We start from the raw sequence: 18,713 nt of genomic DNA on the forward strand, positions 1-18,713 counted from the left end.
GCACCCTACTATTCTTCCAATAATGTCGTATCAACAAATTCCTCATATGATGGTGGGTTCTCTGACAAGCCCATCTCTATTAATGAATCTCTTAAAATGGCATACGCATCCGCTTCAATTTTCAAGTTATGATACGAAATCCAATTTAACGATAAATCTAAAACATCCTTATCAACTTTAATATATTTAGCAACAACATCATGTGCATGGTCTCCCTCTGCATTCATGAGCTCACCAGCAGCCGCATAATCTTTGACGAATTGTTTTGCAATATTTTTATTTTTTTCGATAAAATCATGACGAAGGACTAGTCCACAGTCAATTGAATCCGGCCAAATTTCCTCTGATTGGAATAACACTTTACCCTTTTCAAGTGCTACAGAAATAGCACCGAAAGGTTCTGCTACTACATATCCTGCAATGCGACCTTCTGCAAGGGCAGCTGGCATTTCTGCTGGTGGTAGCTCTACGACATTTACGTCTTCATAATTTAAGCCCGCATTTTGTAACATCCGATATAACAAAATATTGTGTGTAGAATATTTATTTGGAATCGCAAAGCTTTGCCCTTTCAAATCCTCCACATTTTCTATCGTAGGGGCTGCCACTAAAACATTGCCATCTCGATGTCCTAAAGCTACTGCCTTTAAGTCAATTCCTTGTTCTTTTGCCTTCATCGCTAATTGAATAAGCACTGATGCACCATCAATTTTCCCTGTATTTAAAGCATCCATTAGTTCGGGCCATGAACCAAATTTCACAAGCTCAATGGCATAACCTTCGTATTCTCTATCTGTTTGCATGTAAAGTGGTGCAGCATGCGTAATTGGTAAATACCCAATTTTCACTACCCTTTTATTGCCTTCTGTTTGGGATACTGCCTCTTTTTCATCCGTTCCACATGCCGCAAGTGTCAGCAATAGTATCAACGCTAGTAAAAATATGCCTACCTTCTTGTTCATCGTTTTCCCCCCATTTTAAATGTTGTATTCAATCGTATCTTGCGGATGCGCAAACTGAAATTCATTGAAAATAATCTCACGAAAATGCTGGAATTCCGAATCTGAACGATCGCGTGGTTTCGTACTACGAATATGTAATTCACGATGGACGCGTCCGGGATTTGGACTCATAATAAAAATGCGGTCAGCTAAATAAATAGCCTCGTCTATATCATGGGTCACCAATAAAATAGTTGTTTGCTCCTTTTTTTGAATAGCAAGTAGCTCGTCCTGTAAGTAATAACGTGTAAAGGTATCAAGTGCTGCAAATGGTTCGTCCATTAAAATTACCTCTGGACGAATCGCTAATGCGCGTGCAATGGCAACACGCTGTTGCATACCGCCCGATAATTCACTAGGTAATGCGCTTAATCGATTTTCTAAGCCAACAAGCTTCAAATAATAATGCGCACGTTGCTGTCGTTCACTCTTCGTTAAAGTCTCTCCCTCTAATGCGAGCTCTACATTTTTTTGCACAGAACGCCAAGGAAGTAATCCGTAATTTTGCATGAGCATAATACAACGTTTACTTGCTCTAGAAACAACTTGGTTTTCTAACAATACTTGTCCACTAGATGGCTGCTCAAAACCCCCAATTAAATTTAACAATGTACTTTTGCCACAACCACTCTTTCCTAATATGGCAATAATCTCTCCCTTTTGAATATCCAATGAAATTTCATGAAGTACTGTCTGCTCAGCAAATGTTTTACTAACTTGTTGTATAGAAATTAACGGTGCTGTCATCATGCAATTGTCACCTCACACTTTAATCTTATAATTTTACTAGGTTTAATATGTTTTAAGTTATTTTATTATACTCAGTTTAAAATTTCAACCTAATTTTAAGAAATATATTTGTATTCCGACAATTCGCATAAAAAAACAGGTTTTCTATTTTTAAATAAAAAACCTGCAAACTATTCATCGCCTGTACTTAAATAATGCTTCACCTTTCTCTTACGTTAGCTGAACAAGACATCCACCAGATTTAGAATATGTATTGAATCATGTCATGTATATTGCAATAAGGATTATCACGATTTTCTGTCGTTCGTAGGGACATCATTTCCGCGCAATTTTTAATGGCTACCTCATGTAGTAGTGCAATCGGAGCAATAATAGACTCGTCTGCCTTATGACGAAAATAGCGTGTTACCCCTAAATGCTCCTCCATCTTGTTGTTTAAAACAGCACGTGGATATTTTTCAGATACATCTACTTCTTCAAAATGTAGTAATAGCCACAATTCAAATGCCTCATTCGAATAAGCGATGTGAATATTTTTTTCCTCACAGAACATATTTACTTCGTCTAGCTGTTTATCTGTTAAATCATCCTTATCAAAAACAATCCATACTTCATCAAAATATTGGTAGCTGGAATCACGGAAGGCGTGTTGTGCTAGCTTGATCGCAGAGCGCTTAACGTTTTTTATTTTCACGCTCACTGTTTTCGAGCGCTTTAAAATACGCAATTGCTCAAAGTAAATGCGCTCCGTTTCTCCCTCACAATAAATTAATATTGTTTTACGTATTGTCCGATTACCATGTTGATGTACGCTCACTGGTCAAATACCTCCACTCCACGTAAATATTGATTGGATAAGTATTCATTTATAACTGGTATTGCAATGAGTACACTAGAAAAAATCGCCTTTCTTTTATTGTATGCAGCTACTATGACTCATGCTAAATACAACATTTGTACGTGCCTATAAAATCCATTTGATGAAAATGAACATAAACAAACACCCCAAGAATAACTCCTTGAGGTGTTTGCTTTTTTACAAATTATGCTTTTAGAGGTTCTCCACTAAATACTTTAAGATCCATTGGTGCAGCCATAAAAGTTAGTGCTTTTTGAGTAAAAGCAGTAAAATGCTCACTCGTATTATGGATTGCAGTAGCTTCTACGTCTTTCCAAATTTCAACCATTGTATAATGGCAATCGTGTTCAGTAGACTTCATCAAATCGTAGCTAATGTTACCCTCTTCCGCTCTTGTTGCTGAAAGAAGGATCTTTGCTTCTTCCAAGAATGCTTGCTCTTGCTCCGGTTTTACTTGTAAGTGTGCGTGAATAATAATCATAGTTACCCATCCTTTTAATTAAATTCATTTATTGAACTAAATGCTTCATTTTCAAATCAGTATATTGGTCAAAAAATTCAATAATCGATAATGTTGTTTTGCATGCGATTTAGCATGACAGATAAGGATTCTAATTCTTCTTGATTAAAACCATGAAGCATTTGGTTAACGAAACGAACCTTTTCTTTTTTGTAACCGATAATTTGTTTACGACCTTCATCAGTCAGTCGAACAAATATTACACGATTATCGGTGGGGTTTCGTCGTCTTGTCACCATACCGCTTGCCTCAAGTTGTTTTAAATGACGAGTAATGGCACCACTGTCTATATTAACTGCTTTTTGGAGGGTAGATTGATTAATTTCTTCTGTTTTATAAAGCTGGTGTAGCAATTCATAGCGTGATGCGCTAATGCCTGTACATCGTTCAAATTTAGGGCTAATTTGATTATTAAGCCCTTTAAGAAGCTGTAAAATTTGTTCATGATTTGAAAGTGAACATTGCATCAATAACCCTCCTAATAATTTGTGTGGTCAACTTTATAGAAGTGTCAACTAATCATTGAGTGCTCAATCATTGACCCGTCAATTAATATAATACAAAATTATCGATCCAGCAACAAATGACAACTTACCTAAATCAGGAAATCAAAAAGGTCTGTGCTCGAAAAAATCGAACGCAGACCGAATAAACCGATTAGTAGACTTCATTTTCAGAACAGCTCTTCTGTGTTTACCATCATTAAATTTCTACAATCTTCTCTTTCTGTAGTGCTTGAATAGTTCGCTCGATGCCCTCTGCAAAAGAATTCTTCGGCTTCCATCCAATCGCATTGGCAAGCTTTTCATTATTTAAAAATGAATGCTCAATATCCCCTTCTCTTGCAGGGGCATATTGAATCTCTAATGGATGATTTAAATGTTGTAATAATAATATAACTTGGTGCAGTGACCATGCTTCATTCGTTGAAACATTGTATATACCTTGAAGTCTAGCTTCTACTCCAGCATAAATGGCATCTGCAATATCATCTACGTAGATGAAATCACGCGTCTGTTCACCGTCGCCATAAATAGTAAAAGGTCTACCTTCAAGACTACTTTTCAACATACTAGGGATGACAGCGGCCTCCCCTTGCATACGTTGTCTCGGACCGAAAACATTCGCAAAACGGTAAATTAGCGTCGGCAAATGATAATCACGTTGCCACTTTTCACAATATGTTTCACCAATGCTTTTATTTAGTCCATACATCGAAACAGGCTCACTAACATCTGTTTCCTCAAGCGGTGGATAGTGGCTATTACCATACACCGCAGCAGAAGAGGCGAAAACAAAATGTTTCACCTTGTATTTTGATGAATAAAAGAGCATTTGGCTTAGCCCTACAATATTTGTCAATATATCCTTCATTGGCTCCTGTATCGAAAGTTGAACACTCGTTTGCGCTGCACAATGAATTACTACATCAAAAGCCACTTCTTTAAAGAAATGCTCACAAACCTCATCTTCAACATTTAATAAGTAAGATTTATGCTCAAAATCAATATTTCGGAGATGTCCTGTACTTAAATTATCAATTATATAAATATTGGCGCCTTCCTCGAAAAATCGCCTCGCCACTGCACTGCCAATAAACCCATAGCCACCTGTCACTAATACATTCATCCCATCGCCCCCAAAAACAATATGATGTTTTATATGCATTAATTGCTAAAAATATGCAAGGAACTTATTATTGGATTATTTTAACAGACTATCAACGAAAGGTAAAATCGAAGTAAACATTCTATTTTTAATTAAATAATAATAAAAATCCACTCAAACTTTCAAGCAAGCGGACGAGTGAATCGCAAGCGGTAACTAGCGACCCAACTCAGACGTTGCCACGAAAGACGAGCGGATTTTAACAAATATATTATTTATTTTTTTACAACACTGGATAGCAATATTAAGCAGGGTTTACTTCTAGTTCAACTGAAATTTTAATATCTTTACCTACAAGTACTCCACCAGTTTCTAAAGCTGCATTCCAAGTTAAACCGAACTCTTCACGGTTAATTGTCGTTTCTGCCTCGAAACCATATACTTCCTGACCCCATGGGTTAGTACCTTTACCGTTAAATTCAGTATTAAATGTAACTGATTTCGTAACATCTTTAATTGTTAAATCACCAGTTAATGCATATTCATCGCCTGATTTTTTTGTAATGCTAGTTGATTTAAAAGTAATATTTGGGTAATTTTCTGTATCAAAGAAATCACCTGCTTTTAAGTGATTATCGCGATCTTCGCTACGTGTGTTAATGCTTGCTGCATCGATTGTAATGCTAATGTTTGCTGTAGTTAAATCTGCAAGATCTGCTGCTTCAATATCAGCTGAATAAGAATCAAACACACCTTTTACTTTTGATACCATCATGTGTTTTACTTGAAAGTTAATTGCTGAGTGTCCTAAATCGATATTCCATTTTGCCATTTTAAATTCCTCCAATTTGAATTGTTTTATATCTCGAATTCGAGATATATGTTAAAATATGAAGTAACTACACTAATTATGTTACCCAAAAATAAATGGACTAAACATATGTAGTTACTTCGAGAGCTTCTTTTTTAATTTTCCGTTACTAAAAGTAATCAATTACTTTATGTAACTTACTATATATTAATAATTAATTTACGTCAAGTAATTTATTTTAAATTATTTCTCGACGTAACTCCTACTAATTTCTATGAATATTTATCACCATGGACAAGGCTACAGCGGACATTTTCCAAAGGTTTTCCGGCGATTTCTCATGTCTTACCGGCGATAGGCGAACTCTTATCGGCGATTTCTCATGTCTTACCGGCGATAGGCTGACTCTTATCGGCGATTTCTCATGTCTTACCGGCGATAGGCGGACTCTTATCGGCGATTCACGAGCTTCTATCTGTTATCGCTTTACTAATTTCCCTTGAACAACAAATCGATGGTCATCACTTATTACGGAATCTTTGCACGTAGAAAGTGTAATAATTTTATCATCTGATCCTACATCTACATTCATATCAATTGTAGAACGCTTTTGAACTTCTCCAATAAACTGAATAAATTCCTCATCCGTTTTAAATTCTGTTTCAATATAATAAAAATCAATAGTTGTTTCATAAGCTGCAAATACTTCAACATCATAACCTTCATATAATGTATCCAAATAAATTGTAGGATGTGCATTGGCATAATCCTGATTCAAGTAATTTTTCAAACTACCAAACATTGTCCCATCTTTCATGGCATGACCGTACAAAATGGTATTCCGACTTATATCGAGCGTGTCATTACGATAATCCATAAAAACACTGCCTGCACGACTTTCCCGATCTTTATAATTATGGTTCAAATAAAATTCATTATTATCCGCATGTAAAATTGGATTGTTGAGCTTTGTATTATCTACAGAAATCCAACCAACAATGCGATCATTTACAGCTAGTAAATCATGAAATTGAGGTCTTATCGTATATTTTGATTTTATTTCAGCATCCGATATTTCTTCATCAACTACTTCTTTTTGAATCGTTGCCAACGTTTCAGCATAAATCGTTTGTACTTCTTTTAATGATTTTGATGACTCATAGTACGTGTAGACGTACTTTACAAGTGCAAAGCCAGCATATAAAAATATAGCCAAATATAAAACTGTTAATAGATTAGTTTTCCATTTTTTCATCGTTTCACCAACTTAAATACCAAGAGGCACCATATAAAGACCGAGCTGTTCATCTTCATTGAAGATTGCTTCAACACCATATACTTCTTTAATAACTTCCTTTGTGATGACGTCACGTGGCGCGCCCTCAGCTATTATTTGTCCTTCTTTCATCAAAATAATATGATCACTGTAACGAATGGCTTGGTTAATATCATGGAGTACCATAACAATTGTTAAGCCATGTTCTTCATTCAAAGATTTTACAAGTTCCAATAACTCCATTTGATAATAAATATCTAAGTACGTAGTCGGCTCGTCTAAGCATAAAATTTCAGATTGCTGTGCTAATGCCATCGCTATCCATACTCGTTGTCGTTCACCGCCTGATAGCGCTTCTAAATCATTTTTTCGCTTTTCTAATAAGTTTGTACATGCTAATGCCCAATCAATCGCTTTTTCATCTTCCTCATGATTACGTTTTAACATTGTATTATGCGGAAGACGCCCAAAACTTACTAACTTTTCAATCGTTAAATCTTTTGGCACTTCATTTTGTTGATAAACAATTGCTAGCTTTTTAGCAAACTCTTTTTGCTTATAATGAACTAAGTCTTTGTTTTCCAAAGAAACATTACCTGATTTCGGCATATTATTTCGAGACATCACACTTAATAATGTCGATTTTCCACAGCCATTCGGACCAATTATCGTTGTGATTTTGCCCTTTCGTATTCTCGTTGAGACACCATCTAAATGATTACGTGTATTATCATGAGAGACGATAATGTCGTGCATTTCCATTTTCTTCACTCTTTTCGTAAAAGGAATATTAAGAACGGACCACCGATGATTGCCATAATAGTTGAAGCAGGGATTTCAATTGGTGCAACGACCGTTCGACCAATTGTATCTGCAACTAAAATTAATAAGGCTCCTGCTAATGCCGTAAACGGTATTAGTACTCGATGATCGTGTCCAACTAAACGTCGGGCAATATGTGGGACTAATAAGCCGACAAATGAAATAACGCCAGCTACAACAACTGACACGGCTGATAATAATACAGCAACAGCTGCAATAATTAAACGAGCACGTGCTACGTTAAAGCCAAGACTCTTTGCCGTTTTATCTTGTAGAACGAGAAGATTACACCAGCTATATAACGCAAATGCTGCAACCAAGCCTATCGTTCCATACGTTGCAATGGTCGAAACATCTTTCCATGTACGCATCGTTAAATTTGATCCGACGACACTAGAAGCAGATGTATTTAATGAGCCACCCAAACTTAAAAATGCTTCCGTTAGACCAGTAAACATCGCATTAATCGCAATCCCTACTAAAATTAATTTTAGGGGACTTAATCCCGATTTCCAAGACAAGGCAAACACTAGCGCACAAGCAAATGCCCCACCTATAAACGCCAATATCGGCGTCATGAAAAATAATGCTGGAAAAAATGCAATAATAAATAATTGTACAAATGCTGCACCTGATGAAATACCAATCACACCCGCGTCTGCTAGCGGATTACGCATTACTGATTGCAATAATACGCCTGAAACAGAAAGCGCAGCCCCAGCAAATAATGCGACTAGAATACGAGGAAATCGCAAATCACGTATTGCCTCCATCTGGCTATTCCCTTCTTCAAACAACGCCCCTATAAATTCAAAAAAGCCCATTTTAATACTACCTGTCGTTGCTGAGTAAACCATCGAAACAAGCAACAACAATATTACCATCGCAAAACTTATTATTTTTTTAGTCATATCGGATTCCTTTTTCTCATCAAATTCCGCACAATATTTTTGCATAGAGTATGCGCATCCATTGTTGCGATTGCTTCGACTTTACTTCATTTCATGATTCGCTCACTACGGTTGCTTTGAAACGAAAAGTAATATGTAATATCCTTTGTGCTACAAGAAATATAAGAAAAGCGCTCTATGGCAAGGTTTATCCTGCAATACGAGCGACAATTTCAACTTACTTATTAGCGATAAAAAATTTCCATCAACTGTCCTAAAGCCTGTGGCGCTTGTAAAGAAGCTGTAGTACCAAATAATTCTTCTTCCAAATCATACACTTTACCATTGTTCACTGCGTCAAAGTGCTTCCAAATATCATTTGTTTTAAATTCTTCATCAAACATTTTGACAACCTCATCGGGCATGCCGTGTGATAGACGTAAAATAATATCAGGATTGCTATTATGCAAGTACTCCGTATTTGATGATAAGTACTCTGCTTCTTGCCCCTCCATCACATTAATTCCTCCAGCACGTTTGACAAGATCCCCAGCGTAAGAATTTTCAGTTGCTACTAAGTAACTGCCTGGAATACCAAGTAAAATTAAAACACGAGGTCCTTCTTTATTAGCAGCAACAGTTTGTATGGCATCAATGTTTTTCTGTAGCCCCGTTAATAATTCTTCGGCTTGAGCCTTACGATCATAACGCTCACCTAACGTTTTAATTTCAGCTAACATCGCATCAACACTTTGGAAATTTAAAAAATTCACAGGTATTTTTAATTGTTCGAATTTATCTTCTAAATCGTATTGTAATGTTGACACTGATAATACATCCGTAGGAGTTAATGATTTAACAATTTCCATATCAGGCTCCATAGCATTCCCTATTGTAGGTAAACCTTCAAAGCGTTTCGCTAACTCTTTTTCAGTTTCCGGTACTGCGATAGCATCAAGCTCTAGCTTATCTAAAATATCAGCTATAACAACTGTACCTGCAATAATCCGATTTTCACTTGGTGTATTTGCTGTTACTGTAACTTCCTCTTTGTTAGTAGATGCTTCATTCTTTGCTTGATCGCTCCCACCGCTACAACCAGCAATTAGAAATACGGTCATAAGCGCTATCAAAGCCAACCAGTTATTTTGTTTTTTGCACATATAGTCACCTCCTAGTTATTTTTAGAATTTTTAAAGCGACGAACGAGTAACCAGCCCGATAAAATACAAATCAGCACTAACAATACAATTTTCACTTTATCTAACTGGGCAAGTTGCTGATCTATATTCGTTTTGTTTTCAGCCTGCTCAATGTTTGGTTGCTTTTCTTCTTCAGTTACAGTAGGTTCTTCTTCTACTACTTCTTCAGCATTTGCATCAAGTGTACGGTCAAAAGCTAACTGTTCTTCCACTAATGCTGTGAAAGGAGGTTGAACTTTTGGCAATGAAATGCTGTTGGATTTTGTTATAGGTTCCTCTGTTTTTTTCTCTAATGGCTTCTCTATTTTGTCACTATTGACGACAGGAGGCTTCACGTTTATGTCTTGCTTAGGAGGCTCCGTTTCTATAGGCTTTTCTAAAATATTCGCCACTTGTTGTTCATCAAATTGTAAATCAACAAAATATTGATGATGATAAGCAATCTCCGGTATATCTACCTGTACCCACATGCGCAGTGGTCTTTCTAAATCAACTACTTCAAATTCGACAATTCTCTCATTTTCCACATCGGATACAAGCGTTGGTTCTGCCTGTTGCCCTCGTTGATCTACTGTTAACCCCGTTACCCAAGCAGATTTTAAAATGGTCATCTGAGCATAGTATTTGCCGTCTTTTTTTATCATCTTGGCCACTGGATTGACATATGTATTCATAATTGATTGCTCTTTTTTTCCATCAACGTACAATATGTAATCAATCGACCATTCTTTTTCAGGTGTAGTTTCTTCTATTATAGTACCTTGTTCATTTTCTTCTATGGGTGCTTTTAATATGATGCGAAGTTCCTGTGCAAATTGAAAACTATCCTCTTCTGACTCAGAAGCCAAAAGACCTTTAATCATAATAGGCTCTTTTAAATCTTTTACATCAAACTGAACTAAATTTTCAGTCCACTTCAAAATAGATGAAAACGTTTTTTCCGTCTGTTCAATATGTACCTCTTGTAAAATATATGGATGATTAATTGTCATAGACAATGTATATTTGCCATTCTTTACGTTGAGTGTTGCTTCTTCATTGAAAAATCTGTTTTGTTCTATTCCATCAAGGGATGAAAAACTTAGTTCAACTTGATAGCTCCCATTTCCTAATGACCTATCTACTTCAGCTTGTGCATGTAACGGCAATTGAGGGATAAACACCAAGATAATAGCGCTAATAAGAGCTAATAAAAAGACTCCTTTTCTATTGTATGTTTTCATCAAATACCCCCAATTTCTATAGAAGCAACAGTAACTTCCTTCCTCATCAAAGTGAGAAAGGAAGTTGCTGTTTACTAATTATTCTTATTCTTCAAACTCATAGAAAAATTGTAAAGAGTTATTTAAAATTTTCGCCATTTGACCACGTGTTAATGGTTTGTTTGCATTGATGTATGTTTTACCATCTTTAGCAACAGAACCTGTCATAATGCCTTCTTTGTTAAGTAATGAGAATGCTTCTTTCGCTTCATCATTCGCAATTGTCGCTACATCAGCATAAGGTAATGAAATTTCAACATTTAAGTCGCCTTCAGTGACAGCTTGGATTGCACGGTAAATCATTAATGCACCTTGTTGACGTGTTAAAATGCCATTTGGATTGAATTTTTCACGTGATTCTACGATACCATATTCAGCAAGAGCGTTAATTGCTTTTTCTGCTTCGATGCCTTTAATATCTTGGAAACCAGCAACTTCAGTAGGTTCTAACTCTAAAGTACGTGCAATCATTAATGCAAATTGAGCACGTGTTAAATTGTTATTTGGATTGAATTTATCTTGCGCAACAATAATATCATAAGCAAGTAAATTTAAGATTGCTTCTTTATTTTCGTTGTTATCAATATCTTTAAACGGGTTAACAATTGGTGTTTCTTCAGTATCTGTTACTGGTTTGTCTAAGTCTACATTAAAGCTAAATTGAACTGTATGAACTGAATCATATTTAACTCCTGCTGCAGGCTCATCTACGATAATATGAATCTGTGCATTTGTTAGTGCTTTTAAATCTTTCACTTCAAAAGTATAAATACGTTCATTTGTTTCTTTATCTTCTTCTTCTAATACAGCGTCTTTACCGTCTACTTTAAATGATTGAACATATTGACCTTTAGGGAATACCATACCTACAACATATGTGCCATCTGCTTCACCAACAACTACAGTAGAACTAATATAATTTTTCATGATGGATTCTTCTTTAGTTCCATCTTTATAAACAGTTACTGTACCTTCATACAGCGCTACATCTTCTTCATCGTCAGTAACAACTGGTTCCTCTTTTACAGGTTGCTCTTCTTTTACTTCCTCAGTCGGTTCTGCTACTTCATCTGTAGCAACTGGTTGGAAATCAAAGTCATACCATGTATCCATGTTAGCTTGTGAAACAACTACATGTACTTTTGCTGCTGTTTTCACCTTTGGATCTACTGGGAATGACACGATGCTTGAACCATCTTGTTGCTTTTCAATTGTCGCATCAACATATTTATCGCCTTGTTTTACTTGGAAACCAGGAATCATTGCAGCGAATTGAGCTGGGATCGTTAGTTTCACTGTGTATGTACCATCTTTTTCAACAAGTAAGCCTGTTCCAGCAAAATATTTATCCATGTATCCTGCTTGTTCTGTACCAGGTTTAAACGTTTGGAACTTTACAACTGTCCCTTCTTTTGTTTCAGCTGTAGCTTCCACTTTTACGTCTGTAGATATAGTTGTCGTTGTTGTATCAGCCACCTTTGCTGATGCAAATGTTGGAACTGAAAGTGATGCTGCTAATAATGAAGCGAGTACGATTTTTGTTGCGCGAGATTGACGTTTTTTAGTCATTATTGACCCTCCATTTTTGTTTTGTATTTAGTTCTATAAAGTAAAAATGCTGATCCTGCAAATGCAACTAATAACAAATAAGGCATCGCATCGCTTGTTTGTGGATTAGACACTTGACTTTCAGATGCTGTTGACGTTTTCGTATTATTTGTTGCTGTTGTTGTTGCTGCTGAACTTCCTGATACTGCTGCATCAAATACTAGTGAAACGCTATATTCATGGTGATAATTAATATCATCGATATCAATTTTCATAGATGTTACAACTGGTTTTGATAAGTCTTTTACAGTGAATTGTACAACACGTGTATCAGCTGCTTTATCTTCGCTAACAACTGTTGCTCCCCCTGGCGGTTGGAATTTAGTAATCCAAGCACTATTCTTTAATGTAATTTGCACAGTAGCTGTACCATCTTTTACTGTCACCTTAGCTGGCTTTACGAAATAATCATTCGCAATAGACGCAGAGCTGCTATCCGGTTTATTGACCTGATATTTTACAGAATATGTGCCATCAGCCATTTGAGCAGATGCATGTGGTAACGCTAAATTAAAAATAACCATACTAACTAGCATGACCAACATCATTATTTTCTTCATGTGTTGCACGCCTCCTTCAATAATTATGGAAAATTTTTATTTATTTTCCATTAAACATTATAATTGAAACGAATAATATTCTCAATATTTCCATGAAAGCAATATTATGAAAATGAAAACGAAAATAATTCTCAATTACACTATATAACCAAAGAATAATCTCTGATACCTTACTATGTCAACTAGCAATCCAAAAACGTCCTCAATATGTCAAATTTACCTCAATGAAAAAGGAATATTACTGTTAAACATCAGTAATATCCCTCGATTTTATTATTTAGCAAAAACTTCAAACACCCCAATTAAGATTAGTAACCATCCTGAAATTGCTGTGGAGTACACGCCAATATATGTTTTTGAAAGAAGGGCACCAAAATGAATTCCCACTCCCACAGTTATAAAAGAAAAGGTTCCAATCGAGATGACCGTCCATATAGCTGAAATACCGTTTGCTCCAATAGCGATTCCGCCTGCAAAACAGTTCGCTGATAAAACAAATCCAAGTGTCATTGCCTCTCTAATTGAAATAATATGATTTTTATCTTCATCAAACACTTCAGGATTTTTCGCGATGCCATTTTTGGAAAGACGATTAGAGAATAATGTATATACCCCAATAGCACACAGCAAAAGACTTCCTAAAAGATTGGCCGTGTGTGGAGAAATATACTCTACTACTGTACTACCAGCCGTCACTGCCACGTAAGTGACAATCATTGAAATGATAGCAATGACTGCGTTCGATATAATCGGTATCTTTACTCGCTTAACCCCATAGGCAAGGCCAATCCCTAGATTATCTAAATTGGCAGCTATACCAATCAAAATGATGGTTATCCAATGCATGATTTCCCTCCTGTCAATAAGGCCTTGGCATAATTGCATCTGGATTTTTTCAAGCCTGCTCGAAAAGATCCTCTCAAAATTTGTGGCATCTGTCGGGACCGTTAAGTGCATTTGTGGCATGCATTCCTCACTTATAGAAGTGAAGGACTTTTGCTGAAGCAAGTTAATGCGTTTACCCATTTTCTATAATATGAGGCGCAAATTTTGTTCAAATAGGCGTTCATCCGTGAATGCGATGTAATCCGTAAGGGACGGGATTTCCATACGATTGGGGGGAGCTTTTTTGTGGTTGGTGCTTTTTTCTGTGGTTCGAATACCTTTTTCCGCGATAGTACACCGTTTTTCCGCGATTCGAGCACTTTTTTCCGCGATTGCACACGCTTTTTCCGCGATTCAAGCACTTTTTTCCGCGATTGCACACGCTTTTTCCGCGAAGCAAAAAACCACCTACTGTATGAAATGATTTTCTACAGTAAATGGTTCATCTGTTGTATTCGTTTACTTCTTCTAGGTTGAAATACTACCCATTTTAAAAAAGCTGCAGCCTATAAAATACAGACAGCAGCTTCAGCTATTATAATCTTTGCAAGTATTGAAGCTAATAAACAGCGATTGGCCCATAAGGACCTTCAATTATTTCTATTTTTGTTTCAAAAATATCAGTCAAAATTTTCGAGTCCATAACCTCTTCTACTGTTCCAAAAGCGGCAATTTGTCCATCTTTCATAGCACAAATACTATCAGAATATTTGGCTGCAAAATTTATATCATGCATAACAGTCAGAATTGTTCTTCCAAATTCATTAGCAGCACGTCTCAAATGCTCCATCATTTGAACAGAACGAGCAACATCAAGGTTGTTCAGAGGCTCGTCCAAAAGTACATATTCAGTCTCTTGGCATAAAACCATTGCTACATATGCCCTTTGTCTTTGACCTCCAGAAAGCTCATCTAAATATCTATTCTCTAAATCCGTTAAGTCTAAAAAATCGATATATTTAGATATAATAACCTCATCCTCTTTAGTCAATCTCCCCTTTGAATAAGGAAAGCGTCCAAACCCAACTAGTTGTCTAATAGTAAGCCTAGTTACAAAATGATTTTCTTGCCGTAATATAGTCAAAATTTTTGCTAAGTCTTTTGATTTGGTTTCAGAAATATCCATTTTCGCCACTTGGATTTGACCTTCTTCCATCTCTAAGAGTCTTCCAATCATTAAAAGTGTCGTAGACTTTCCAGCACCATTTGGTCCAATTAAAGAAGTAAATCCTGCTTTTGGTATTTCAATATCCAAAGGTCCTATTTTCACCTTATCAGTATAGAACTTTTTAACATTATCAATTTTTATCATAAAGCCCTCTTCCTTAAAACTACAGTTAAAAATATTATTCCACCAAATAATTCAATAATAACTGAAACTACACCTTGAGCATGGAATACATGATACATCAAAAAGTATGCACTCGTTATTATCAAAAATCCTATAGCAAGAGCCATTGGAAAAATATATCGATGATCATAAGTTGATGCCGCCTGATAACTCAAAGTTGCTACTAAAAAGCCATAGAAAGTTAGCGGTCCAATCAATGCTGTTGAAATTGACATCAAAATAGCTACTAATACAAGCGTATAAATTACATTAAATTGATATTTAACTCCAAATGAAGTAGAAACATCTTTTCCTAGTGACAATATATTTAGGTTTTTAGAATGAGCAAGAAGTAATATTGCTACAATTATTACCATAGGAATTACAATAGGAAAATATGCAGAATCTGCATTATTAACAGAACCAAACAATCTTGCTTGTAAAATATCAAATTCAGAAGGCGCAAGTAGTCTTCTCATGAAAGTCGACACAGAATTTAACCCAGTACCAATAATAATCCCAACTAAAAGCATAAGTTGCAAATTCCCATATTTACCCGAAAGTAACCATCCATAAAGTATCAAACTCATCACAACCATAACGACAACTTGAAATAAAAATGATCCGATTCCAGTAAAATTTATCAATGCACTAGCACCGAAGAAAAATATTGTACTCGTTTGAATTGTTGAGTAAAGTGATTCGAAACCTAAAAGCGACGGAGTTATTATCCTATTATTCGTAATCGATTGGAAAGCGACAGTCGACAAGCTCTGACAAACTGCAGCAATAATCATTGCAACAAGCGCTACAATCCTTCTCATAACAACTGGGATAAAAGAAGGCGAATCTATCGGAACTGGATTGTTATAAACTAAAAGACCATATGAAGAAAGGATGCCCAACGCAATCAATGTTATTAGCAAAACCCAATAACGTCTTTCTTCCTTCTTAGTACGAAAAGCCCTAGCTGATCTATTTTCATTATGAAGGCTAGCATCGATATCGACATTTTCTTTATTTCTATAATCCAATGTGTTCATCGTAGCCTCCTAGGTTTTCTTTGTCTCAATAAAATAGTAATAAACACGACTGACCCCACTGTTCCAAGTATTAATGAAACAGGTACTTCAAATGGCATTATTATTGTTCGGGAAATTATGTCACAGGCAGTTATAGTCCCCATTCCTATCACACATACCCAAGGCAAATTACTCCTAAGATCATCACCTCTAAACATTGAAACAATGTTCGGGACAATTAAACCCAAGAAAGGTAAGTTACCAATAACAGCTGCAACAATTCCAACTGCAACAGAAATAAGGGCAGTTCCAAAAAGAACAATCCTATTGTAATTTACACCGAGGCTTGTTGCTATGTCTTCCCCTAGTCCAGCTAAAGTCAATCGATTTGCATAAATAAAAATAAGCAACGTAACAATCACAATTAGCCATAAATATTCATATCTTCCCACCTGAACGGGCGCAAAAGAACCCACAAACCAAGTTTCAATACTTTGCGTCATTTGAAAAAGGAGTCCCATAAAAGTGGATACTGCAGAAATGACCGCTCCAAGCATCAATCCAATAATCGGAACAATTAAAGACGAGCGAAGTTTAACTCTTCTTAAAAATAAAAAGAAAATCATTGTTCCTATAAAAGAAAAAATGATTGCCCCAGTCATTCTTAGAACTAAAGTCGGGGCAGGAAATAATAAATAAACAAGAAGCAGCCCTAAACCTGACCATTCAATTGTCCCTGTTGTAGTAGGTTCAACAAAACGATTCTGTGTAATCAGTTGCATTACGAGCCCTGCCATTGACATTGCAGCTCCAGTCAGCATTAATGCAGCAGTTCTTGGAACACGAGTTATGAAAAACATCTCCATTCCATCCTCTTGTCCACGTATATCATAAACTCCAGTAAACAGTGATATAATGCCTAAAATAATAACAACGATAATCGCTAATATAAAAGGTTTTGTCCATATCTTATTGTAGTTATAAAACTGGGGTTGAGAAAAATTCTCAACCCTAGAAATTATATTTTTTGGCACCATTCCAAACTCCTTTGCACTACTTAGCTAAAGTATTTGCAAGATTTTCAAATAACTCTATATAAGTCTGAATTGATTCATTTGTATAAGTATCTGCTGGTGCATAAATAATTCGGTCTTTAGAAACAGCAGTTGTATTTTGAAGAGCAGGTGAGTTAGCAAGAACATCCTTAGCAGGAACTGAATCACCCGCATCAGATGTTGCAGCATCACGATCTAATACGAAAAGCCAATCAGGATTGCTTTGTGCAATAGCTTCAACAGAAACTTCATCACCTTTATGATCTGAAGTAGAATCAGTTACTTCTAATGCTGGAGCCCAACCGAAAATTTCATACATTGGTCCCCAAACACGTCCAGAATGAGGAGCTGAAAAACCAATATCCCCACCAGCAACGATAACACTCATAACTTTATCTGTTCCGTTATAAGCAGATTTAGCATTTTCGATCACTTTATCAAAATCAGCTACCAATTGTTTAGCTTCTTCATTTTTATCAAAAATTTGTCCTAAAGCAATTGTTGAATTTTTAAGTCCATTTTCTAAATTTTCCCCAGGCGTTGCAGCTTCCTCAGAAACATCAACATTAAGATCGATAACTGCTGCATTTGGCACTAATTTTTTAATATCTTCGTAATAGCCAGCAAATCTTTGACCGATAATTACAAGTTCAGGGTTTGCAGCTGCTATAATTTCAAGATTTGGTTCGCGGTGATTTCCAACATTTTGAACTGAATCGTCCTTTACATATGGTGAATCTGCAGGCATAACATCCTTTGGAACAGCTACTAATTCAATATCCCAATCCGCTAACGTTTCAAAAGTTCTATTATCCAAAGCAACTACATTCTTTGGGTTTACTGGAACAGTAACAGTTCCATGGGCATCAGTGATTTCAACCGTCGTAGGTTTAGTAACCTCTTCACTTCCATTATCTTCATTAGCCTTTGACTCTTGACTAGTTTCTTCAGTTTTATTACTTGAATCTGAGCAAGCTACTAACATTAAAGTCAAAACTGCTAAAATACCAACTAATTTTAAAAACATAGATTTTTTCATACATATACTCCTTATAATGATTTTTTTTGAAAATGATGAAATCTATAGATTGAATTGAATCGTAATTACTATCCACCTCAATTGCCATTGATAATCATTTTCATTTGAACGTTCTGTGGTATAGTATAGTCATTAATTATGTGAAAATCTTGTGAAGGCTGTAGGTTGATATATTAAGTTACTTTTTGATCATCAAGCATAGCTTGGATGCAA

The 18,713-nt window shown here is 35.9% G+C and carries 19 protein-coding genes; all 19 read right to left on the reverse strand.

Features of this window, described 5'->3' with window-relative positions; translation table 11 throughout:
* Positions 1-8 precede the first annotated feature (8 nt).
* On the reverse strand, positions 9-962 hold the full coding sequence (locus NSQ74_RS22270; protein ID WP_340826204.1) for an ABC transporter substrate-binding protein: 954 nt from the start codon (positions 960-962) through the stop codon (positions 9-11).
* 15 nt (positions 963-977) lie between these two features.
* Complete coding sequence (locus NSQ74_RS22275; RefSeq protein ID WP_340826533.1) at positions 978-1,748, reverse strand: ABC transporter ATP-binding protein; 771 nt, start codon at positions 1,746-1,748, stop codon at positions 978-980.
* Between the two features lie 244 nt (positions 1,749-1,992).
* Entirely contained in the window at positions 1,993-2,568 is a 576-nt protein-coding gene (locus NSQ74_RS22280) for an RloB family protein (RefSeq protein ID WP_173478046.1), read from the reverse strand.
* Positions 2,569-2,794: 226 nt separating this feature from the next.
* Positions 2,795-3,091: a putative quinol monooxygenase gene (locus tag NSQ74_RS22285; protein WP_340826206.1), complete on the reverse strand. Its 297-nt coding sequence runs from the start codon at positions 3,089-3,091 to the stop codon at positions 2,795-2,797.
* 77 nt (positions 3,092-3,168) lie between these two features.
* Positions 3,169-3,597, reverse strand: coding sequence for a MarR family winged helix-turn-helix transcriptional regulator (locus NSQ74_RS22290; RefSeq protein WP_340826208.1), 429 nt, complete (start codon positions 3,595-3,597; stop codon positions 3,169-3,171).
* A gap of 235 nt (positions 3,598-3,832) precedes the next feature.
* A complete protein-coding gene (locus NSQ74_RS22295) occupies positions 3,833-4,759 on the reverse strand; it encodes an NAD-dependent epimerase/dehydratase family protein (protein WP_340826210.1) in 927 nt (308 codons plus the stop codon).
* 283 nt (positions 4,760-5,042) lie between these two features.
* Positions 5,043-5,570, reverse strand: coding sequence for a YceI family protein (locus tag NSQ74_RS22300; RefSeq protein WP_340826211.1), 528 nt, complete (start codon positions 5,568-5,570; stop codon positions 5,043-5,045).
* Between the two features lie 457 nt (positions 5,571-6,027).
* A complete protein-coding gene (gene srtB / locus NSQ74_RS22305) occupies positions 6,028-6,804 on the reverse strand; it encodes a class B sortase (RefSeq protein WP_340826213.1) in 777 nt (258 codons plus the stop codon).
* A gap of 12 nt (positions 6,805-6,816) precedes the next feature.
* A complete protein-coding gene (locus NSQ74_RS22310; protein ID WP_340826215.1) occupies positions 6,817-7,587 on the reverse strand; it encodes an ABC transporter ATP-binding protein in 771 nt (256 codons plus the stop codon).
* A 5-nt stretch (positions 7,588-7,592) separates the two neighbouring features.
* A complete protein-coding gene (locus tag NSQ74_RS22315) occupies positions 7,593-8,558 on the reverse strand; it encodes a FecCD family ABC transporter permease (protein WP_340826534.1) in 966 nt (321 codons plus the stop codon).
* 224 nt (positions 8,559-8,782) lie between these two features.
* Positions 8,783-9,700: a heme ABC transporter substrate-binding protein IsdE gene (gene isdE / locus NSQ74_RS22320; protein WP_340826216.1), complete on the reverse strand. Its 918-nt coding sequence runs from the start codon at positions 9,698-9,700 to the stop codon at positions 8,783-8,785.
* Between the two features lie 11 nt (positions 9,701-9,711).
* Complete coding sequence (locus NSQ74_RS22325) at positions 9,712-10,962, reverse strand: NEAT domain-containing protein (protein WP_340826217.1); 1,251 nt, start codon at positions 10,960-10,962, stop codon at positions 9,712-9,714.
* Between the two features lie 84 nt (positions 10,963-11,046).
* Positions 11,047-12,570, reverse strand: a complete 1,524-nt coding sequence (locus tag NSQ74_RS22330) for an NEAT domain-containing protein (protein WP_340826219.1) — start codon at positions 12,568-12,570, stop codon at positions 11,047-11,049.
* Positions 12,570-13,169, reverse strand: a complete 600-nt coding sequence (gene isdC / locus NSQ74_RS22335; protein WP_340826220.1) for a heme uptake protein IsdC — start codon at positions 13,167-13,169, stop codon at positions 12,570-12,572. The genes NSQ74_RS22330 and isdC overlap by 1 nt, the downstream gene beginning before the upstream one ends.
* Positions 13,170-13,442: 273 nt before the next feature.
* Positions 13,443-14,015, reverse strand: a complete 573-nt coding sequence (locus tag NSQ74_RS22340) for a manganese efflux pump (RefSeq protein ID WP_340826221.1) — start codon at positions 14,013-14,015, stop codon at positions 13,443-13,445.
* A 598-nt stretch (positions 14,016-14,613) separates the two neighbouring features.
* Positions 14,614-15,366: an iron ABC transporter ATP-binding protein gene (locus NSQ74_RS22345; RefSeq protein ID WP_340826222.1), complete on the reverse strand. Its 753-nt coding sequence runs from the start codon at positions 15,364-15,366 to the stop codon at positions 14,614-14,616.
* Entirely contained in the window at positions 15,363-16,427 is a 1,065-nt protein-coding gene (locus tag NSQ74_RS22350) for an iron chelate uptake ABC transporter family permease subunit (RefSeq protein ID WP_340826223.1), read from the reverse strand. The genes NSQ74_RS22345 and NSQ74_RS22350 overlap by 4 nt, the downstream gene beginning before the upstream one ends.
* On the reverse strand, positions 16,424-17,440 hold the full coding sequence (locus tag NSQ74_RS22355) for an ABC transporter permease (protein WP_340826535.1): 1,017 nt from the start codon (positions 17,438-17,440) through the stop codon (positions 16,424-16,426). Before NSQ74_RS22355 ends, NSQ74_RS22350 begins: the two co-directional genes overlap by 4 nt.
* A 19-nt stretch (positions 17,441-17,459) precedes the next feature.
* Positions 17,460-18,500: a siderophore ABC transporter substrate-binding protein gene (locus NSQ74_RS22360; RefSeq protein ID WP_340826224.1), complete on the reverse strand. Its 1,041-nt coding sequence runs from the start codon at positions 18,498-18,500 to the stop codon at positions 17,460-17,462.
* Positions 18,501-18,713 lie beyond the last annotated feature (213 nt).

It is taken from the genome of Lysinibacillus sp. FSL W8-0992 (assembly GCF_038008685.1).
Taxonomy (GTDB): domain Bacteria; phylum Bacillota; class Bacilli; order Bacillales_A; family Planococcaceae; genus Lysinibacillus.